This is a genomic window from Streptomyces afghaniensis, from assembly GCF_044327915.1.
Classification (GTDB): domain Bacteria; phylum Actinomycetota; class Actinomycetes; order Streptomycetales; family Streptomycetaceae; genus Streptomyces; species Streptomyces afghaniensis.
In genome coordinates this window covers 846,890-865,540 of the sequence record NZ_JBIRGJ010000001.1, presented here as the reverse complement: position 1 = coordinate 865,540, position 18,651 = coordinate 846,890, and the positions used below count along the sequence as shown (strand labels likewise).

17 protein-coding genes are annotated in these 18,651 nt (G+C 70.0%); 6 read left to right on the top strand and 11 right to left on the bottom strand.

Annotated features, from left to right (window positions below):
* Nucleotides 1-42: 42 nt before the first annotated feature.
* A complete protein-coding gene (locus ACH4G3_RS03525) occupies nucleotides 43-1,317 on the bottom strand; it encodes a histidine kinase (RefSeq protein WP_397622879.1) in 1,275 nt (424 codons plus the stop codon).
* A 180-nt stretch (nucleotides 1,318-1,497) separates the two neighbouring features.
* Here ACH4G3_RS03525 and ACH4G3_RS03520 point away from each other — a divergent pair, with 180 nt between their 5' ends.
* Nucleotides 1,498-1,698 (top strand): hypothetical protein, encoded by a 201-nt coding sequence (locus tag ACH4G3_RS03520; RefSeq protein WP_397622878.1) that lies wholly within the window; start codon nucleotides 1,498-1,500, stop codon nucleotides 1,696-1,698.
* A gap of 48 nt (nucleotides 1,699-1,746) precedes the next feature.
* Here the strand turns inward: ACH4G3_RS03520 and ACH4G3_RS03515 are convergent, their stop codons facing one another.
* Together ACH4G3_RS03515 and ACH4G3_RS03510 are read right to left on the bottom strand one after the other, a co-directional pair.
* Nucleotides 1,747-2,142 carry a guanyl-specific ribonuclease gene (locus tag ACH4G3_RS03515; RefSeq protein ID WP_020271925.1) on the bottom strand — a complete coding sequence of 132 codons (396 nt, stop codon included), beginning with the start codon at nucleotides 2,140-2,142 and terminating at the stop codon, nucleotides 1,747-1,749.
* Between the two features lie 153 nt (nucleotides 2,143-2,295).
* On the bottom strand, nucleotides 2,296-2,922 hold the full coding sequence (locus ACH4G3_RS03510; protein ID WP_397622877.1) for a dihydrofolate reductase family protein: 627 nt from the start codon (nucleotides 2,920-2,922) through the stop codon (nucleotides 2,296-2,298).
* 177 nt (nucleotides 2,923-3,099) lie between these two features.
* Between ACH4G3_RS03510 and ACH4G3_RS03505 the strand changes: the two genes are divergently transcribed.
* Nucleotides 3,100-3,864 (top strand): SDR family oxidoreductase, encoded by a 765-nt coding sequence (locus tag ACH4G3_RS03505; protein ID WP_397622876.1) that lies wholly within the window; start codon nucleotides 3,100-3,102, stop codon nucleotides 3,862-3,864.
* A gap of 107 nt (nucleotides 3,865-3,971) precedes the next feature.
* On the opposite strand, the gene alc is transcribed toward ACH4G3_RS03505, so the two are convergent.
* Both alc and allB read right to left on the bottom strand, forming a co-directional pair.
* Nucleotides 3,972-5,087 (bottom strand): allantoicase, encoded by a 1,116-nt coding sequence (gene alc / locus ACH4G3_RS03500; RefSeq protein ID WP_397622875.1) that lies wholly within the window; start codon nucleotides 5,085-5,087, stop codon nucleotides 3,972-3,974.
* A gap of 37 nt (nucleotides 5,088-5,124) precedes the next feature.
* The gene (gene allB / locus ACH4G3_RS03495; RefSeq protein ID WP_397622874.1) at nucleotides 5,125-6,465 is read right to left on the bottom strand and encodes an allantoinase AllB; all 1,341 of its coding nucleotides are present in this window, start codon (nucleotides 6,463-6,465) and stop codon (nucleotides 5,125-5,127) included.
* 162 nt (nucleotides 6,466-6,627) lie between these two features.
* Between allB and ACH4G3_RS03490 the strand changes: the two genes are divergently transcribed.
* Nucleotides 6,628-7,425 carry an IclR family transcriptional regulator gene (locus tag ACH4G3_RS03490; protein WP_397622873.1) on the top strand — a complete coding sequence of 266 codons (798 nt, stop codon included), beginning with the start codon at nucleotides 6,628-6,630 and terminating at the stop codon, nucleotides 7,423-7,425.
* Between the two features lie 55 nt (nucleotides 7,426-7,480).
* On the opposite strand, the gene ACH4G3_RS03485 is transcribed toward ACH4G3_RS03490, so the two are convergent.
* The gene (locus tag ACH4G3_RS03485; RefSeq protein ID WP_354745042.1) at nucleotides 7,481-7,774 is read right to left on the bottom strand and encodes a DUF5955 family protein; all 294 of its coding nucleotides are present in this window, start codon (nucleotides 7,772-7,774) and stop codon (nucleotides 7,481-7,483) included.
* 231 nt (nucleotides 7,775-8,005) lie between these two features.
* Here ACH4G3_RS03485 and ACH4G3_RS03480 point away from each other — a divergent pair, with 231 nt between their 5' ends.
* Nucleotides 8,006-8,620 carry a nucleotidyltransferase family protein gene (locus tag ACH4G3_RS03480; protein WP_397622872.1) on the top strand — a complete coding sequence of 205 codons (615 nt, stop codon included), beginning with the start codon at nucleotides 8,006-8,008 and terminating at the stop codon, nucleotides 8,618-8,620.
* Between the two features lie 208 nt (nucleotides 8,621-8,828).
* Nucleotides 8,829-10,454, top strand: a complete 1,626-nt coding sequence (aceB, locus tag ACH4G3_RS03475; RefSeq protein WP_397622871.1) for a malate synthase A — start codon at nucleotides 8,829-8,831, stop codon at nucleotides 10,452-10,454.
* 1 nt (nucleotide 10,455) lies between these two features.
* Here aceB and ACH4G3_RS03470 read toward each other — a convergent pair whose 3' ends face one another.
* Both ACH4G3_RS03470 and ACH4G3_RS03465 read right to left on the bottom strand, forming a co-directional pair.
* Nucleotides 10,456-10,749 (bottom strand): Rdx family protein, encoded by a 294-nt coding sequence (locus tag ACH4G3_RS03470; protein ID WP_397622870.1) that lies wholly within the window; start codon nucleotides 10,747-10,749, stop codon nucleotides 10,456-10,458.
* Nucleotides 10,746-11,660 (bottom strand): HipA family kinase, encoded by a 915-nt coding sequence (locus ACH4G3_RS03465; protein ID WP_397622869.1) that lies wholly within the window; start codon nucleotides 11,658-11,660, stop codon nucleotides 10,746-10,748. Before ACH4G3_RS03465 ends, ACH4G3_RS03470 begins: the two co-directional genes overlap by 4 nt.
* 175 nt (nucleotides 11,661-11,835) lie before the next feature.
* Here ACH4G3_RS03465 and ACH4G3_RS03460 point away from each other — a divergent pair, with 175 nt between their 5' ends.
* On the top strand, nucleotides 11,836-12,519 hold the full coding sequence (locus tag ACH4G3_RS03460; protein ID WP_397622868.1) for a hypothetical protein: 684 nt from the start codon (nucleotides 11,836-11,838) through the stop codon (nucleotides 12,517-12,519).
* A gap of 69 nt (nucleotides 12,520-12,588) precedes the next feature.
* On the opposite strand, the gene ACH4G3_RS03455 is transcribed toward ACH4G3_RS03460, so the two are convergent.
* The 3 genes from ACH4G3_RS03455 to ACH4G3_RS03445 form a co-directional block, all read right to left on the bottom strand.
* On the bottom strand, nucleotides 12,589-16,944 hold the full coding sequence (locus ACH4G3_RS03455) for a golvesin C-terminal-like domain-containing protein (RefSeq protein WP_397622867.1): 4,356 nt from the start codon (nucleotides 16,942-16,944) through the stop codon (nucleotides 12,589-12,591).
* A gap of 171 nt (nucleotides 16,945-17,115) precedes the next feature.
* Complete coding sequence (locus ACH4G3_RS03450) at nucleotides 17,116-18,117, bottom strand: hypothetical protein (RefSeq protein WP_397622866.1); 1,002 nt, start codon at nucleotides 18,115-18,117, stop codon at nucleotides 17,116-17,118.
* A gap of 58 nt (nucleotides 18,118-18,175) precedes the next feature.
* Nucleotides 18,176-18,439, bottom strand: coding sequence for a hypothetical protein (locus ACH4G3_RS03445; protein ID WP_243378871.1), 264 nt, complete (start codon nucleotides 18,437-18,439; stop codon nucleotides 18,176-18,178).
* Nucleotides 18,440-18,651 lie beyond the last annotated feature (212 nt).

Genomic DNA, 18,651 nt, shown 5'->3' with positions numbered 1-18,651 from the left:
TCAGGGCAGGGGGTCATGAGGAAGGATCCGCGAGGCCGCGCCTCAGCCCCACGGCAGCCACGCCCGTACCTCGAACCCGCCCTCCGGTGTGTGGCCGTGCTCCAGTCGGCCGCCCGCCAGGGTCGCTCGTTCCGTCAGGCCGATCAGGCCCTGGCCGGAGCCGGGGACGGGTGGTACCTCGCCCTCGGGGGGCGGGTTGTGCACGGAGACGGTCAGGCCGGTGCCCGGTCCGCCGGTGACGGTCACCGTGACCTCCGTGCCGGGCGCGTGCTTGCGGGCGTTGGTCAGGCCCTCCTGGGCGATCCGGTACGCGGTGCGGCCGACGGAGGACGGAACGGCGCCGGCGTCGTCGACCCGCTGGTCGAGGGCGACTTTCATGCCGGCCTCACGCGACTCGGCGACCAGCGTGTCCAGCGCCGCCAGCGTCGGCTGCGGCCGCCCCGTGTCGTCCGGCTCCCCGGCCCGCAGGACGCCGATGATCTCGCGCAGGTCCTGGAGGGCCTCGTGCGCGCTCTCCCGGATGACACCCGCCGCCCGGGCCGTCTCCGCCGGGGGTGCGTCGGGCCGGAACTCCAGGGCGCCCGCGTGCACGCTCAGCAGGGTCAGCCGGTGCGCGAGCACGTCGTGCATCTCCCGCGCGATGGCCTCACGGGCGAGCCGCTGCGCCTGCTCGGCCCGCAGCCGCGCCTCCGTCTCGGCCCGCCGGGCCCGGTCCCTGAGGCTCACCATGAGCTGCCGCTTGGACCGTACGAACATGCCCCAGCCGACGATCGCCAGCGTGAGCAGACCAGCGAGGAGCACGCTCACCAGGTACGGGATGTCCGCGTCGGGACGCAGCCAGTAGTAGAGCGGAACCAGGGCCACGTTGATGCCGCCCACCCAGGCCCCGTATCGGAAGGGGCGGTGCACGGCGAGGGTGAACAGGGCGATCAGCCCCGCCCCGCCCGCCGTGTCCGAGACGAAGGTGGCGGCGGTCATCGCCACGGCGAGCCCCAGCGGCCAGCGGCGGCGCAGCCAGACGGCCGCGCAGGCCAGCGCCCCGATCAGCTGGTCGACGACGGCCAGCCCTTCCGAAACGTGGGGGTTGTCGTTGAGCGCTTCTATGGCGACCGCGCCCACCAGCACGGCCAGCAGGAAGCAGGAGAAGTCGACGACCCAGTCGCGGGCGGTACGCCGGGGCCGTCGCCCGGCCCGTGCGGCGTCGGGGTCGAGCTCGTGCAGCAGGGCGGAGGGGATGAACCATCTACGTCCGGTGAACAGCGCAGGTGTCTCGACCGCCGGCACCGGGGAGGCCTGCCCCGCGTTGTCACCACTCACGGTCGACAAATCTACGCAGGCCGGGGCCCCTTCACCTCGCTCCGGCCGGAATCGTCGACCAAAGTCACCGCATCGCAGACTTTCGACGCGGCCGACCCGGTCCGGACAGGGACTTCCGTCCAACGGACGCTCGCCCCGCGGCCGATGTGCGTGGGGGGTCCGCGGGGCGAGGCTGGGGCCATGAAGCAAGTGCTGGAGATTCTCGGCTTCCTCGCCCTCGTCCAGGGCGTGGCGGGCCTGGTGCACGAGTTCACCGACTGGGACTGGGGCCTCGTGCAACGACTGGGGTTCCTCGACGGCTACGAGATCTACGCGAGCGTCGCCCTGCTCGTGCTGGGTGTCGCCCTGTTCGCGGCGGCCGGGAGCCGGAAGTCCGCCTGAGTACGCGGGCGGACTTCCGGCCGGCGTTCACGGAGGTGGCCGCCCGGCTCAGCAGCCGTAGTCGACCAGGTCGAACGACTCGTAGTGGTCGGCCGTGTAGTAGTCCTCCCGGTTCTCCTCACCGGTGACGATGCGCCGCGCACCGCGCGTGGAGGAGCCGGGGGTGATGACCGTGTACTCGTGGTAGTAGCCGGTCGACTGGCTCGGCAGGATGCCTTCCCGGTTCTGGAAGACGGTGCCGTCCTGCTCGAACGGGAAGGGGCCGCCCTTCTCGATCAGGTCGAGCGTGTCGTGGGCCTGGGACGGCAGGTCGCCGTAACAGATGGTGCCGACGGCGGTGGGGGCCGCGTCGGCCGTGGTGGCGGAGACGGTACCGCCGACGAGGAGCGCGGACAGGAGGGCGGCTGCTGCGCCGAGCCGCGAGGCGCGTGGGGGGAAATTCATGCGGACATGATGACGCGCGTAGACGCTGGCATGTCAATGACAAGCACGGAGATTTTCCCGTCAAGTCCGATGAGTTAGCGGGAAGTTAACCTGCCCTCCGGCGCCCCCACCCGCTGTTCGCCAGGGCCGGCGAGGACACCGGGGCAGGGGCGGTCACGCGTCCTCCGGCAGCGTGTACTCGCCGTACTCCGGGCGGCCCGCCACCTCGTACGTCTGGATCGAGACGCCCGTGCTGGTGACGCTCCCTCCGGCGTGCCGGAACGCGGTCGGTACGGCGCCCTCCGGGAACAGCCGGAACCCGGTGCCGAGCACGACCGGGAAGGTCAGCAGATGGAGCGAGTCGACGAGGCCGTGCGCCAGCAGGGACCGGACGAGGGCGCCGCTGCCGTGCACCTGGATCTCGCCGTCGGTGCGCTCCTTCAGGGCCGTGACCTCCTTGGCGAGGTCACCGGTGAGCACGGTGGTGCCCTCCCACCCGGGGTCCGTGAGGGTCGAGGACGGGACGTACTTCGGCAGTGCGTTGAGTTTCGAGGCGACCGGATCGGCCGGGTCGGTCACCTTCGGCCAGAACGTGCTGAAGATGTCGTAGGTCCGTCGCCCGAGCAGGAAGGCGCGCGGGCGTGCGAAGACCTCGTCGATGAACCGGCCGAAGTCGTCGTCGGCGTACGGGAAGCTCCAGCCGCCGTGGGTGAAGCCGCCGCGGGTGTCCTCGTGCGGGCCGCCGGGGGCCTGGTAGACGCCGTCGAGGGTGACGAAGAGGGTGGAGACGAGCTTGCCCATGGCGGGTGCCCTTCTTCTCGGAACGGTCTGGGTCTGTTGTTCATCGGTTCAGACCCCGTGCGCGCCCGCAACTCATCGCTCGGCCGTACGGCTCTGCGAGGCGGGGCGCCGCCAGGAGCCCATCTCGACGTCCGTTCACCGCCAGCACCGCTGTCGGTCGGCCGGTGGGATGGACCCATGACTTCTCAAGGAACTCTCGGCACTGCTCAAGGAACTCTCGACGGCAAGGTGGCTCTCGTGACCGGCGCGAGCCGGGGCATCGGCGCGGCGACGGCCCTGCGGCTGGCCCGGGAGGGCGCGGACGTGGCGGTCGGCTATGTGAACGGCAAGGAAGCGGCCGAGGACGTCGTACGGGCCGTGACGGCGCTGGGGCGCCGGGCGGTGGCGGTGCGCGCGGACGCGGCGGACGCCGCCGAGGCGGCCGGTGCCGTGACCGCGGCGGCCGAGGCGCTGGGCGGCCTCGACGTCCTGGTGAACAACGCGGGCGTGGGGGTGCTCGGGCCGCTGGAGACCCTGTCGCTCGCGGACGTGGACCGGGTCCTCGCCGTCAACGTGCGCGGTGTCTTCCTGGCCTCCCAGGCCGCCGCCGCGCGCATGCCCGAGGGCGGGCGGATCATCACGATCGGCAGTTGCATGGCCCAGCGCGTGCCGGGCCCCGGCGGGACGCTCTACGCGACGAGCAAGGCGGCCCTGGCCGGTATGACCAAGGCCCTGGCCAGGGAGCTGGGCGGGCGCGGGATCACGGCGAACCTCGTCCATCCCGGGCCGATCGACACCGACATGAATCCGGCGGACGGGCCGTACGCGGCCGGCCAGGCGGCGTTGACGGCGCTGGGGCGGTTCGGGACGGCGGACGAGGTGGCGTCGATGGTGGCGTATCTGGCCGGGGCGGCGTACGTCACCGGCGCGGAGTTCGCCGTGGACGGCGGCCACGCGGCGTGAGGCAGAGGGCGTGAGGCAAGCGGCGTGAGAGGCAGAGGGCGCGCCGGTGCTGTCGGGCCGGTGCGCCCCCTTCACTCACGACGAGAGACGGCCCGGGGTGGGCCGGCTCAGCCGCCCAGCTCCTGGTGACGTGCCGCGAGGCGCCGCGCACCGTCCTCCGTCAGGGAACCGAACAGCCGCAGCCGGGAGATGCCGCCGTCCGGGAAGATGTCCACGCGCGCGTGCGTGCCGACGGCCGGGGCCGGAAGGACGAAGCGGTGGTTGGTGTCGGGCTGGAGGCGGGTGCGGGGCAGGATCTCCCGCCACTCACCGTCCTCGCCGTCGCGCACCGACACCGAGGCCCAGCCGGCGCTGTTGCCCTTGAGGTACGCGGTGTCGATCTCCAGGGCGCGGATCCGGGACTGGGCGGCCAGCCGGTAGCGGATCCAGTCGTGGCCCTGGTCGCGGCGGCGCCGGGTCTCCCACCCGTCGTCCATCTTGCGGGAGCGGCCCGGCTGGATGGTGTTGGTGGCGGGCGAGTAGAAGCGGTCGGAGGCGTCCTCGACCTGGCCCCCGTTCTCCAGGGCGACGACGTCGAAGGTCCCCAGCACCTCCAGCCAGGCGGGGTCGGGGACGACCTCGCCGTACACGCGCAGGCGGGCGATGCCGCCGTCGGGGTGCTGGTTGACCCGCAGGTGGGTGAAGCGCTGTTCGACGGCGACGGAGAAGCCGTTCGCCGCGTGGCCGCCGACCGGGGTGCGCGGGACCAGGGTGGTCCACTTCACGTCGTCCCCGAGGAGTTCCTCCGGCGACGGGGAGCCCGGCACGCAGGTGCCCTCGACGGACACGGCCTGCGGGTAGTTGCCGCGGAAGTGGGCGGTGTCGACGACGATCCCCCGGATCACGCCCGGGGCGCCGAGGCGGACCAGCGCCCAGTCGTGGTCCTCCGCGGTCGGCCACGGGTGGTCGCCCGAGGCGCCCCGGCGGCGCCGCGTCTCCCAGCCGTCCATGATCTTGCCCTTGTGCCCGAAGTGCTCGGGGTCGAACTCGGCGCGCTCGGGCACCAGGAGGTTCTCGCGCTGGGCGAAGAACTCGTCGTTGGCGGCGATGACACCGGCGCCGAGGCGCCGGTCGGCGAGGTCGGCGTACTGGGTGAAGGGGAAGTCGGCGGTGCGGTAGTCCGCGTACGGGTCGCCGCCGCCGTAGGGGTTCGCGTCGCCGGTGAAGCCGGGAATCGCCGTCACGATGATCAGCTCTGCCTTTCGATGTCCTGGATGGGATTCAGTTGGTCCGGGTGAGGAGCCGCCCCTTCGGTTCGGTGAACTCGCCGTCCGCGACGATGCGCTGCCCGCGCAGCCAGGTGGACTTCACGACGCCGTACAGGGTCCTGCCCGCGTAGGCCGTGACGCGGTTGCGGTGCTGCAGGGAGGCCGGGTCGACGGTGAAGGTCTCGTCGGGGGCGAGGACGGCGAAGTCCGCGTCGTGGCCCGCCGCGATGGCTCCCTTGCGGTCGTCGAGCCCGACGAGTTCGGACGTCCGCGTCGACATCCAGCGGACCACGTCCTCCAGTCCGTGTCCGCGCCTGCGGGCCTCGGTCCACACCGCGGCCAGGCTCAGCTGGAGTCCGGAGATGCCGCCCCAGGCCGTCGCGAAGTCGTCGGTCTTCAGGTCGGCGGTGGACGGGGAGTGGTCGGTGACCACGCAGTCGATGGTGCCGTCGGCCAGCGCCTGCCAGAGCAGGTCCTGGTTGGCGGCCTCGCGGATCGGCGGGCAGCACTTGAACTCGCTGGCGCCGTCGGGGACTTCCTCGGCGGTGAGGGTCAGGTAGTGGGGGCAGGTCTCCACGGTGATGCGGACGCCCTCCGCCCGCGCCTCGGCGATCATCGGCAGGGCGTCGCTGGAGGACAGGTGCAGGACGTGCACGCGCGCGTGGAGGGCCTTCGCCTCACGGATGAGCTGGGCGATGGCGGTGTCCTCGGCGTCCCGGGGGCGGGAGGCGAGGAAGTCGGCGTACTTGGGGCCCGGCTGCTGCGGGGCGGAGGCGAGGAGGCGGGGATCCTCCGCGTGCACGATGAGGAGGCCGTCGAAGGCCGCGATCTCGGCCATGGCGCGGGCGAGCGGGTCCCGTTCGAGGTGCGGGAACTCGTCGACGCCGGACGGCGACAGGAACGCCTTGAAGCCGAAGACGCCAGCCTCGTGCAGCGGACGCAGGTCCTTGACGTTGTCCGGCAGGGCGCCGCCCCAGAAGCCGACGTCGATGTGCGCCTTGTCGGCGGCGACCTGCTGCTTGGTCCGCAGGTGCGCGACGGTCGTGGTCGGCGGCAGGGAGTTGAGCGGCATGTCGACGAGGGTCGTGATGCCACCGGCCGCGGCGGCGCGGGTGGCGGTCCAGAAGCCCTCCCACTCGGTGCGGCCGGGATCGTTGACGTGCACGTGGGTGTCGACCAGGCCGGGCAGCAGGACGTGGTCGCCCAGGTCCTCCAGGCGGGCGGTCTCCGGTACGGGTGCGTCGTACGGGAGGACGGCCGTGATCGTGCCGGCGGCGACCGCGACCGATGCGGCGCGGGTCCCCTCGGGAGTGATGACACGCGTCGAGCGAAGCACCAGTTCAGCGTCGGACACCCGAGCCCCTTTCTTCAACGTTCTGTTGAAGGAGTCTTCACTCCCGTTCCGGCCCCGTCAAGGGCACACTGCTACAGGGCACACCAGCACCCCATCCCTGGACTTTTCCACGAAGCGGAATTAACATCCCGGGAAGCGAAATGCTACCCGAAAGGAACGCCCGTGCCGAGGTCCAGCGCCAGCACCACCGACTCCGCCCGGTCCTCCGCCAACGGCGGGGTCCAGTCCCTGGAGCGCGCCTTCGACCTGCTCGAACGGATGGCGGACGCGGGCGGCGAGGTCGGACTGAGCGAGCTCTCCGCGAGCAGCGGGCTGCCGCTGCCGACGATCCACCGCCTGATGCGCACACTGGTGGCGTGCGGGTACGTACGGCAGCAGCCCAACCGCCGGTACGCACTGGGCCCGCGCCTGATCCGCCTCGGCGAGTCCGCCTCCCGGCTGCTGGGCACCTGGGCACGGCCGTACCTCGCCCGGCTGGTCGAGGAGACCGGCGAGACGGCGAACATGGCGCTGCTGGACGGGGACGAGATCGTCTACGTGGCGCAGGTGCCGTCGAAGCACTCGATGCGGATGTTCACGGAGGTCGGCCGGCGCGTGCTGCCGCACTCCACGGGCGTGGGCAAGGCCCTGCTCGCCGGTTTCCCGCCGGACGAGGTGCGGGCCCTGCTGAACCGTACGGGCATGCCCGCCGCGACGGACAAGACGATCACGACGCCCGACGGGTTCCTCGCGGCGCTGGAGGACGTGCGCCGGCAGGGCTACGCGATCGACGACAACGAGCAGGAGATCGGCGTCCGCTGCCTGGCGGTCTCGGTACCCGACTCCCCCACGGCCGCGGCCATCTCCATCTCCGGCCCGGCGGGCCGGGTCACGGAGTCGGCGACGGAGAAGATCGTCCCGGTCCTCCAGCAGGTCGCCGGCGAACTCTCGCAGGCCCTGGCCACCCAGAGCCCCGCGTAAGCAGCCTCCGGGCCTCGAGAACCCGGACGACAGCCGACCCCCGCCCCGCCTCCGCTCAGCCCTGTCCCCGCACCGGCCCTCCGAAGAGGTCGACGGCGCGCCGGACCTCCGTCAGTTCCGGGGAGAGCGCGCTCACAGAGCCGATCGCGCCCGCGATCAGCAGGAGGGAGCGGCGCAGCCGCGGGATCTCGGGGGTGCCGTCGGCCGCCGCCGCGTCCAGGGCGGCCAGTTCCTCCTCGGCGATGGTCCGGTCGGCGAACTCGCCGGGATGGGCGGCGAGCCGACGACGCAGCCGGGCGACGGCGGAGCGCAGCTCCGTCACGCGCGGATCCTCGTCGCCGCCGGTCACAGGCCCCTGCCGCCTCTGCTCAACGCTCCGCAACACAGTCCTCCCCCTCGCACTCCGTCGTGCGCGTGCCCTTCCGACGCGAAGTCCCCCACACCGGGCGCCGGTCGGCCGCCCGGCCGGTCGGTGCGGGCGACAGTAAACGACGCGGGCCACCAGGCGCCAGTCCATTGCGTCATCGACTTGCTCCGCTGCGTAACTTCTCGGCCCGGGGTCGTGCGGTATGCAGGTTCCATGACGACATGGGAGACGAGGAACAGGACGCCTGCGGTTGCGGGGGTGCTGCTGGCCGCCGGGGGCGGGCGGCGGCTCGGCGGGCGCCCCAAGGCACTGCTCACCCACCGCGGACGGCCCCTCGTGGAGCACGGGGTGCGGGTGTTGCGCGAGGGCGGCTGCGAGCGGGTCCATGTGGTGCTGGGCGCGCGAGCCGACGAGGTGCGCGCACGGGCCTCATTGCCAGGCTGCGTCCTCGTCGGCAATCCCGACTGGGAGCAGGGCATGGGGACGTCCCTGCGGGCCGGGCTGGACTCGCTCGCGGGCACGGGCGCGACGGCTGCCCTGGTCTCGCTCGTCGATCAGCCCGGTATCGGCCCCGAGGCGGTGGCCCGGGTGGTCACGGCCTACGAGGGCGAGGAGTCGCTGGTGTCGGCCGCGTACGACGGGGTGCGCGGCCATCCGGTGCTGTTCGGCGCCGCCCACTGGGCCGGCATCGCCGCGACTGCGACCGGGGACCGGGGGGCACGCGCCTATCTGAAGGAGCACGAGCCGCGCATCACGCTCGTCGAGTGCGGGGACGTGGCCCGGCCCTTCGACATCGACACGGAGGCCGATCTGGCCCACCTTGAGTGAACGGCGTGGCACGGAGAGCCACCTTGCCTCGACCCGGAGAATCTCGACATCAACAGACGATTGAACTTCCACCATGAGGAAACTAGTATCCACTGTTCAGAAGCGCCCGAGGCCCCCCGCGGGCGCCGAACGCCGTATCCGGGAAGACTGGCACCCGGTGCCGAACCGCCGGTTCGTCTTCACAGCTCGCTGAAGGAAGTGACAGTTCATGTCCGCACCAGCGCCGTCCCCGCTGGCCATCGTCGACGCCGAGCCCCTGCCCCGGCAGGAGGAGGTCCTCTCCGAAGCGGCGCTCGCCTTCGTGGCCGAGCTGCACCGGCGGTTCACGCCCCGGCGTGACGAGCTCCTCGCCCGGCGCGCCGAGCGCCGCGCCGAGATCGCCCGCACCTCCACCCTCGACTTCCTCCCGGAGACCGCCGCGATCCGCGCCGACGACTCCTGGAAGGTCGCCCCGGCCCCGGACGCCCTGAACGACCGGCGGGTCGAGATCACCGGCCCCACCGACCGCAAGATGACCATCAACGCCCTCAACTCGGGCGCGAAGGTGTGGCTCGCGGACTTCGAGGACGCCTCCGCGCCGACCTGGGAGAACGTGGTCCTCGGCCAGCTCAACCTGATCGACGCCTACACGCGGAACATCGACTTCACGGACGCGAAGTCGGGCAAGTCGTACGCCCTGAAGGCGAACGAGGAACTCGCCACCGTCGTCATGCGCCCGCGCGGCTGGCACCTGAACGAGCGTCACCTCGTCGACGCGGACGGCACCCCGGTGCCCGGCGCGCTCGTCGACTTCGGCCTGTACTTCTTCCACAACGCCAAGCGCCTGCTGGGCCTGGGCAAGGGCCCGTACTTCTACCTGCCCAAGACGGAGTCGCACCTCGAAGCCCGCCTCTGGAACGAGATCTTCGTCTTCGCGCAGGACTACGTCGGCATCCCGCAGGGCACCGTGCGCGCCACCGTGCTGATCGAGACGATCACGGCCGCGTACGAGATGGAGGAGATCCTCTACGAGCTGCGCGACCACGCCTCCGGGCTGAACGCGGGCCGCTGGGACTACCTGTTCTCCATCGTCAAGAACTTCCGGGACGGCGGCGCCAAGTTCGTCCTGCCGGACCGCAACGCGGTGACGATGACGGCCCCGTTCATGCGCGCCTACACCGAACTCCTCGTCCGCACCTGCCACAAGCGCGGCGCCCACGCGATCGGCGGCATGGCGGCGTTCATCCCGTCCCGGCGGGACGCGGAGGTCAACAAGGTCGCCTTCGAGAAGGTCCGCGCCGACAAGGACCGCGAGGCGAACGACGGTTTCGACGGCTCCTGGGTCGCCCACCCCGACCTCGTCCCGATCGCCATGGAGTCCTTCGACAAGGTCCTCGGCGACAAGCCCAACCAGAAGGACCGGCTGCGCGAGGACGTCGACGTCAAGGCGGCCGATCTGATCGCGATCGACTCGCTGGAGGCCAAGCCGACCTACGCGGGTCTGGTCAACGCCGTGCAGGTCGGCATCCGTTACATCGAGGCCTGGCTGCACGGCCTCGGCGCCGTCGCGATCTTCAACCTGATGGAGGACGCCGCCACCGCCGAGATCTCGCGCTCCCAGATCTGGCAGTGGATCAACGCGGGAGTCGTCCTCGACAACGGCGAGCCGGTCACCGCCGACCTGGCCCGCAAGGTCGCCGCCGAGGAGCTGGCGAACATCAAGGCCGAGATCGGCGAGGAGGCCTTCGCGGCCGGCAACTGGCAGCAGGCCCACGACCTGTTGCTGACGGTCTCCCTCGACGAGGACTACGCCGACTTCCTGACGCTCCCGGCGTACGAGCAGCTCAAGGGCTGACTCAGTCCGCGGACGGTTCGGCGGACGGCTTGTCCGAGTGGCCCAGGGTCTTGCCCGGGGCCACTCGGTCGCGTACGGCCCGCTTCACGGCCGTCGGCTCGGGGAAGCCCTGCTCACGCCGGTCCCAGACGACCTCGTCGCCGACGCGGACGACGAACACCCCGCCCTTGCCGGGCTTCAGCGCCAGTTCCGTCAGCTCGGACTCGAACGTCGTGAGCAGCTCCTGCGCCAGCCAGGCCGCGCGAGGCAGCCAGCGGCACTGGGTGCAGTACTCGATCTCGACACGGCCAGTCATCCGAGGTGCACCGACCAATCTTGTTCGGCCGCGGGCTTGCCGTGCAGGTCGGGGACCTGCCTGAGCCACGCGGGGCGTCCTTGCTGGTTGCGGGCCGCCCGGAGGGCCTCCTCGGCGGCGAGTTCCTCCCGGTCGGGGAAGTCGGTGGGCAGCCAGGCACCGGAGGCCCGCACGCGCGCGTGGAGGTAGGCCACGTACGCCTCGCGCGCCTCCTGCGCGCTTGCGAAGCCCGGCTCGTCCGCGAGCCAGGCGTCCGGGACCTCCGCGAGGATCCGGCGCAGCAGCTCCTCGGTCACCCGGGGAGCGAGCTCGGCGTCGGCGGCCCGGACGTCGGGCCCGTAGTGGCCGAGGGCGTGGTGCCGGAAGTCGTAGGCCTTGGCGGGGTCGGTGCCGTCCCAGCGGTGGTGGAAGACGAGCGCGGCACCGTGGTCGATCAGCCACAGGCGCGGGGGCGCGACGCCCAGGGTGGGCCAGACCATGAGGTTGGAGCTGTGCACCGTGCGGTCGACGTTCACGGTCAGGGCGTCGAGCCAGACGATCCTCCCCGCCTCCAGGGGATCGACGGGGAAGACCCGCGCGATCTCCGGCGTGAAGTCCCGGGCGCCCGGCAGATAGTCCATGCCGAGGTTCACGCCCGCGCTGGCCGCGTGCAGGTCCCGCACCTCCTGGTGCGGCTCACCGCCGGCGATCAACGGGTCGAAGTGCACCAGCACCAGCTCGGGGAAGCGCAGCCCGAGGGCGCGGGCCAGCTCCCCCACGATCACCTCGGCGACCAGCGCCTTGCGGCCCTGCGCGGAGCCGGTGAACTTCACGACGTAGGTGCCGAGGTCGTCGGCCTCGACGATTCCCGGGACGGAGCCGCCGGACCGCAGAGGTGCGATGTAGCGGGTAGCGGTGACCTCTCTCAGCATTTTCTCAGGCCACCCACTTCAGTCGGTCAATGGCCGTCCGCCCCTTGCAGCCAGCCTCCGGCACGAAGTGACCATAGTAACCGAGGGTGATCGCCGGCGATCGATGCCCCTTTCGGCAGGGTGAAGTGAAGCCTCCCCTTGAACGAGCCGTCTCGGCGGTAAGCTGTGGAGGGACATGAGTGACAGCATCGAATGGCTTGGTGAGTTCTGTTTCGAGGAACCCACGGGGGGCCCCGGAATGCGTGGCGGGGTGTCGTTGACCGCTGTGCGTGGTCTGGCGGTGGAGGACCTGTTGCGGCGCATGGGCGCCGGGGACGGCCAGATCGGCGCATGTGCCCATTACCGTGATTTCGATCCTCTGTCCGTGGACGCCCCGTGGACTCCCTGCATGTACGGCACGTCCGGTGAGTGGTCGTACGTCCTGGAGGATTCCGGAGTTTGTGCCTGGTATCAGCATTGGGCTGACGGCAACAGTTCCGTGATGCCTCGGGACGGTGAGGAGTTCGTGTGCCTGCACGCGAACGTGGCGGTGCAGCCGTCGTGGTTGTTCTATTCACCCGGTGACGGGAACCTGCTGAGGACAGAGTTCCGGCACAGCCTGACGGGTCCTGCTCCGGAGAGCGCGTCCGGAAGGGCTCACCTGCTGGACAGCCGGATGCGGAGCAACGGCGCCGTGTGGCCGGACCCGGACGGTTTCTCGTCCCCCGCGGAGTGGCGCGCTTTTGTGGAGGACCGTTCCGCCGGGCTTCATGCCGCGGTGTGGAGATCGGTCGGCGAGCACACCGGGCTGAGGATTCCCAGAGGGGCCGTCGAGTCGGGCGATCTTCCCGTGGCGTTGCTGGTGGATCCGTTCATGTGACGCGCGACGTTCCTACTGACAGGCGAAGGGCGGCTGGTGGACCAGCCGCCCCCGCTGTTTCTGCGGTACCTAGTTCGTGGTCATGGTGCAGTGCATGAAGGTTCCTGTTCCCGTGGCACAGTCACCCTCGATGTTGGTGTCCAGCCAGTAGGCGTCCCTGTCCATGAGGCGCATGTTCTTGGCGAATCCCGAGGAGAAGGCTGCCATGGATCCGCTGTTCTGGACACCCGAGATGGACGACCTTCCGCATGCCTCCCTGAAACTCGGCATCGTTCCGGGAAGGTTTCTGAGATGGACGGTTCCGTTGTCCGTCTGCGCGTAGGTCTGCATGCACTCCGCCCCGGTGGAGACGGGATTGAGTCCGTCGAGTTCGGCCGGCTGTCCTCCGCTGTTGTAGGAGGCGTTGAAGGAGAACTCGTCGCAGTTCGGGGCGTCGGTGCTGCTGTTCATGGCTGCCGGGTCGTAATTGGTCCGTGCCCATCCGTCCACGTCACAGATGACGGCACGATTCGCTCCGTTGCGTCCGCCCGGCAGGTAGTACAGGGGGGTGTTCATGCTTTTCAGCCCCGGGCTCTTCGGACTGCCGTGCTGGATGAGCCATGCGTGGGCTGCCGCCTGCGGATACTTGGCGGCGTTGAAGGTGTAGGTGGGTGCGTAGTTGTGGAAGACGCAGCCTCCGGTCGCGGTTATCTCCGTGTCGCAGCGGATTTCGTCGAGATCGGTCTTGCGGACCGTGCTCTTGGACCACTGGTAACCGGTGTGGGTGGGGGCGATGCTGTTGTCGGAGGGGTAGATGTCTCCGTCGATCTGGACGTCCGGGTGGAAGAGGAATTCCTTGTCGGCGACCGAGGTGTCCCAGGTGTAGGTGGTGGTGAGATTCGCCGCGTGGGTGTCTCCCGGCGTCCAGTTGGGTGCCCCGTTCCAGGCGCTGTTTCCTGGTTCGTCGGGTGTGCAGCCGGTGTCGCACAGGTGCTTGTTGATGGCGAGCATGACATCGGCGATGTCGAGGGGGACGGAGTCCGGCGCGATGCTGAGGTGTTCGGTGAAGGAGTTCGTTCCGTCCAGTTCCAGTACGCGCTGGATCTGGAACATGATCGTTCCGCTGGCACCTTCCGAGGTGATGTAGTAATACGGCACGGCCCGGTTCTCGCAGGCGATGGTGCGGGTGGAACGGGCGATGATCTTCCCGTCGTCGCACCAGGTCGCGAGGCCCTGGGACGAGACGCTGGTCGCCAGCGAGCCGTCGGGGCCGGGATTGGACGCGTCCTTGCCCAGCGCCGCGGTGGCCTTGTCGCCCGGGGACTGGATGGCCTGGTTGGGGTTGGGGCTGTTGCTGTCGTACGCCGGCAGGGCGAGGTCGACGGCGTAGTCCCTCGGGATGCCGTAGTCGCCGGGGACGAAGGCCATGGCGTCCCAGGCGATGTCGTCGTCGCCGGACCCCGTGTAGGTGGTGTTGGAGAGCCTGACTTCGGGCGCCTTGTCGTTGAAGCGGAAAGCGCCGAGATAGACCCAGGTGTTGCTTTCGTTCGCGTCCTGGTTGACCACGACCTTGGCGGTGCCGAGGGCGGTGGGTATCTCGTAGAACGCTTTGGTGGTCTGGGCCCCGGTGTCGGGGATGTGGACGTAGACGGCCGCTTGTTCCTCGGGGACGGCGCCGGGGAGTTTCCAGTCGCCCTGGATCGTCATGCGTCCGCCGTCGCCGCCGAGATGAGCCTGGTCACGGGTGTGTGCGTACCAGAAATGGCCCTGGTAGCCGCCGCCGATCTGGTGGAGGTCGGCTTTGGCGTCGTACTGGCCGAGGCCGGGCCCGGTGGCGTTGGGGTCGGGGTAGAACGTGAACTGGAACGAGCCGTCGGTCGTCGTCGTTCCGCAGTCGCTCCAGGTGGGTGTTCCCGCGGGAACGGATGCGACGATCTTCGCTCCTGACGGGAGGTTCCCGGTACCGCACTGAGGTGTGCCGTACTGAAGGCGGTATCCGCGGCCGGGCTCGCTGATCAGCGTCGCATATTTGATCTTCTCGTTGCCGCAGGTGGAGGAGCAGTTGTCCTTCCAGGTGGCATTGGCGGCGTTCCACCAGTACTGGGTGTAGCAGCCGGCGTCCGGGCAGTCCGGCGGGTTGGCGGCGTCACAGTTGTTGGCCGCATTGCAGAACGTGTCGAGTGGCGGCTTGATGGCGGTGCGCTCGGCGGTGGTGTTCCACCAGGCCGGGTAGAAACCGGCGGAGCTGTAGCCGGATTCGCCGGGCCAGTCCTGGCGCCCGGAGGTCGCGTAGGAGTGGCCGGTGTCGATGGACCAGGCGGCCCACCCCATGACCTTCTCCTCGTACGGCCAGTACTGGGGGTGGGCGGCGTCCCAGGGCCAGTTGGCAGGGTCGGCGTCCATGTCCATGAAGGGGTCACGGTCGGCCGGGTAGACCGGGTTGGCGGGGTTGTTGAACCAGCCGAGTCCCCAGTTTCCGTTCTCCGCTTCCTTGGACCTGGGGTTGAAGCCGAGGTTGTAGTTCCAGACGGCGGTGAACCAGTTCTCCGGCTTGGCGGGGTCGTCGTTGTTGACGGTGATGGTCTGGCCGGCCTCGTGGACCTCGTTCCACTTGTCCGCGAGGATGTGGAGCGAGGCGGCGATGTTCATCGTGTAGTCGAGGGCGACGGCACGCTGGAGTTTGGGGTCGAGAGAGGTCTCGTTGTCCTTCTCGAAGCCCGCTTTGCGCATGCCGTCGGTGACCTGGCCGACGCCGTAGCCGCAGTCCGACAGGTCCCAGTGGATGGTCCAGTAGTCCGCGAGGCTGCCCCCGGTCTGGTGTCCGTAGTAGCCGTCCACGGAGGCCAGAGGGCTGCCCATCTGGCCGGGTATGGCGCCGGATTCGGCCTGCCACAGGTTGGATTCCTGGGCGAGGATGCCGAGTTCGACCTGTGCGGGGATGCGGCCGCCGCCGTTGAGCGTGGGGGCGGGCCAGGTGCCCTGCGGGTCGATCGTGGCCAGTCCGGTCTGGGTGCGCCAGCCGCCCTGCCTGATGTAGCCGGAGGTGAGGTCTCCGCGCACGGCCATGTCGACGGCCCACTCCACCTGGTTCGGGGTGGGCTGGAGGGCCTGGGTGTCGACGTCGTTGCGGGGCACGGAGCACCAGGCGTCGGTGTCCACGGGGTCGTGCGCGCGCGGGTCGTCGGTGGCCGTGGTCATGAGGCTCATCGTGGACATCTGCGGCCGGCTGTCACCGGTCAGGGCCGGCGAGGTGGTGCCGCCCGCTGTGGCGGCCGGCTCGTCGGCCGTGAGCGTGGTGCGCTGTCCGGTGACGGTGGAGGTCGCGGTGATGTCGAGGAGGTGACTGACGCTTCCGGCGCCCTGCCCGGTGGCCGGCTCCTTCGCGGTGTGCGAGAGGTCCTTGCCGACGCCCTTGATGTTGGCGACACCGCGCTCCACGGCGTCGGAGACGACGGGGTCGACGGCGAGGCGTCCGCGGGTGGACAGCTGCGCTTCGTGCGGGACGTTCTTCTCGGTGATGCCGCTGTGGCCGAACGCCGCGTCGCGGGTGGCCCGGCCGAGCAGGTAGACCTTGCCGGTGGTGTCCTGGGCGAGGCCCATCTCGGTGGTTTCGCCATGGGCGACGGTGGTCTTCGTGCCGTGTGCGTACGTCTGCACACGGGCTTGCGTGTCACCGGTGCGGTCGATGTAGGTGACCGTTCCGTCGTTCCCCGCGGTGATGTCGTACGGGGCGTGCTTCGTCGCGGTGAGCGTCGCCTGCTTGCCCTTGCGGCTGATGTGGACGAGGCGGTTCCCGGCCGCGCCGATCAGGCCGTCCTCGACGGGGACGGCGGAGGTGATCTCACCGCGGGCGGTGACGTCCGCGACGCTGTCGCCGTGCGTATCGACGGTGATCAGGCGCGTCTTGTCCTCGCGCAGGGCGGTGAACGCCGCGCTGTGGGTCCGCGCGTTGCAGGTCGGGTCGAAGTAGGCGAGGGACGCGGTGAACGGCATCTTGGTGACGTCGCCACTGTCCAAGTCGACGACGGCCGTCAGGGCACCGCCCATCATCAGGTCGGGTTTGTTGGTGAAAGTGCGGGGGGCGTAGACGACGGCTGCGTGGTGGTCGTCCATCAGGCAGCTGTTGCCGATCCAGGTGTCGGCCGGCAGCCGGGGTTCGGACAGGACGGTGGCGGTCTTCCAGTGGTAGCCGGTTTTCGCGTCGGCGACGAGGAGGTGCAGTCCGTCGCTGTCGGCGGCGGTGGTCACGGCCCGATCGCCGGAGGTCTTCCAGTTCCTGCCGAGGACGCTGTCCCGGTCCCCGGCGGGAATCGCCAGGGGGTGCTTTCTCTTGGCCGGTCCGGCGGGTCCGGCCTTCTTCGGCGGTGTCGAAGAATCCGCTGCCTGCGCTGTACTCGCCATGGTGAGGGTCATCGCGGCGACCGCGGTTGCCGAGATGACAGCCATGGCACGTTTTCTGTGCCGTCTTCGCATGGTGGTCTCCTTTCTTCCGGTCAGATGGGTCCGTGGTCCTGACGAATGGGTACGGCGAGGCCCGAACCGGTCGCCTCAGGCGACCAATAGTGGGGCGCGAGCGCGTCGTCCACCGCGTTCGGGGCTCCTACGCCCCGGAACCGCTCATCCGGCCTGCTGGGTCCGGGCCGCCGACAGCGCCTTGACGTGGCGGGCGGCGATCGCCTCCAACTTGGCCTTGTTGCCGGCGATCTGCTTGTTCTCGATCTCGCTCTCGGCGTCGAACCAGATCCTCACCAGGTTGGTCCGCTGCTTGCACGCCACGTCGTCGACGGCGAGTTCGATGCTGTCCCGGCTCTTCGAGGTACGGCCGCCGGTGACGCCCCGTGTCATCGCCTGGTACGGGTCGGAGAGGTTTTTATGGCCCTTGGCGTCCATGCAGGACGACCAGGCGCTGATCGCCTTCTTCACCGCCCGGTCCCGCTGCGAAGCGGTCAGGCTCTTCCCGGCGAGTTGGGAGACGAACTGGGCGTCGGAGTCGTCGAGTTCGATCTGTTCCTTGCTCCACCCGACACAGCCGCCTTTCCTGAGCGCCTTGCCGTGGTAGGAGGCGCGTGCCGGCTTCACGCTGTTGGGGGCGATGTAGAAACCGCCCTTGCCGTTCTTGGAGTGGGTGATGACCGGCTTGGTGTGCCCGGTCAGTACCTCCACCTGCACGCCCGGGAGGTCGGGGATGCTCTGGTTGGTGTACCCCCGGAACTTCGGTGCCGGCTCATAGCCGTACTTCGCGGCGTCGCCCGGGTCGGTGATGCCGTAGCGCCGATCCATGTCGGCGTCGTCGGAACTGGGCGGCGGATTCGCCCCGGCCTTGGGAAGCGTGATGTGGAAGCCGTAGTCGGCCATGCACTTCTGCTGAAGGCCGGTCGTCGCCTGATCGAGGGTGACCCGGTCGGCGTAGGAGAGCATGTACTTCTCCAGGGGAAGCACCATGTTCTTGGCCAGTCCCTGCCGGGGGGCCTTCGCGGGCCAGTTGTCCTTGTTCACGACCGGTGTGCCGGCCGGGGTGTCCTGGGCGCTGGTGTCGTTGCTGCCGCACCCGGTCATGAGCGTCGCTGCGGCGATGGCGGCGGCGGCCGCCACCGAGGCCGCGGTACGGCGCATGCTCATCATGGGCTCCTTGAAGGGGGTGATCTGAACTCCGGGAGAGCAGGGGAAGGTCGACTTGCTACTTCCGGTCGACGAGGGGAGTGAACTCATCGACGTAGATCTTCGGTACCTGCGGAACCGGACCCATGTCTCCCGAGCCGATCACCGCGTCGTCCCGCCCGGTCTTTCCCGGGGGAACGTCCTGCAGCCAGAACCGGTTGTACGCGGTCCAGCCCTTACCGTCGGCGATGCTGATCTGGACGGAATACGTCGCATCCCGCTGGTAGGTGTTGGCCACCTCGATCTCGGTGCGCACACCACTGCTCTCCGGTGTGGCACGCACGGTCAGGTCTCCGTACTCCAGGACCCGTGTACGGCCTTCGGAGTGCACCGAGGCCACAGGCGACGGCGACGGCGACGGGCGGACTCGAGGACTGCTCTGCTCCGCGCTCGGAGTCGCCGGCCGCTGCGGCGCGGGGGCCTTGCCGGCGCCGCCGGCCGTACACCCGGCGGCCAGCACACATGCCGCCGTCAGCCACAGTGCCCGGGTCATGC

What these genes read in the sequence shown, in the direction of transcription:
- ACH4G3_RS03520 (WP_397622878.1), top strand. Translation starts at nt 1,498, where the DNA reads ATGAAGCAAGTGCTGGAGATTCTCGGCTTCCTCGCCCTCGTCCAGGGC.
- ACH4G3_RS03515 (WP_020271925.1), bottom strand. Translation starts at nt 2,142, where the DNA reads ATGAATTTCCCCCCACGCGCCTCGCGGCTCGGCGCAGCAGCCGCCCTC.
- ACH4G3_RS03510 (WP_397622877.1), bottom strand. Translation starts at nt 2,922, where the DNA reads ATGGGCAAGCTCGTCTCCACCCTCTTCGTCACCCTCGACGGCGTCTAC.
- ACH4G3_RS03505 (WP_397622876.1), top strand. Translation starts at nt 3,100, where the DNA reads ATGACTTCTCAAGGAACTCTCGGCACTGCTCAAGGAACTCTCGACGGC.
- ACH4G3_RS03480 (WP_397622872.1), top strand. Translation starts at nt 8,006, where the DNA reads ATGACGACATGGGAGACGAGGAACAGGACGCCTGCGGTTGCGGGGGTG.
- aceB (WP_397622871.1), top strand. Translation starts at nt 8,829, where the DNA reads ATGTCCGCACCAGCGCCGTCCCCGCTGGCCATCGTCGACGCCGAGCCC.
- ACH4G3_RS03470 (WP_397622870.1), bottom strand. Translation starts at nt 10,749, where the DNA reads ATGACTGGCCGTGTCGAGATCGAGTACTGCACCCAGTGCCGCTGGCTG.
- ACH4G3_RS03465 (WP_397622869.1), bottom strand. Translation starts at nt 11,660, where the DNA reads ATGCTGAGAGAGGTCACCGCTACCCGCTACATCGCACCTCTGCGGTCC.
- ACH4G3_RS03460 (WP_397622868.1), top strand. Translation starts at nt 11,836, where the DNA reads ATGAGTGACAGCATCGAATGGCTTGGTGAGTTCTGTTTCGAGGAACCC.
- ACH4G3_RS03455 (WP_397622867.1), bottom strand. Translation starts at nt 16,944, where the DNA reads ATGGCTGTCATCTCGGCAACCGCGGTCGCCGCGATGACCCTCACCATG.
- ACH4G3_RS03450 (WP_397622866.1), bottom strand. Translation starts at nt 18,117, where the DNA reads ATGAGCATGCGCCGTACCGCGGCCTCGGTGGCGGCCGCCGCCGCCATC.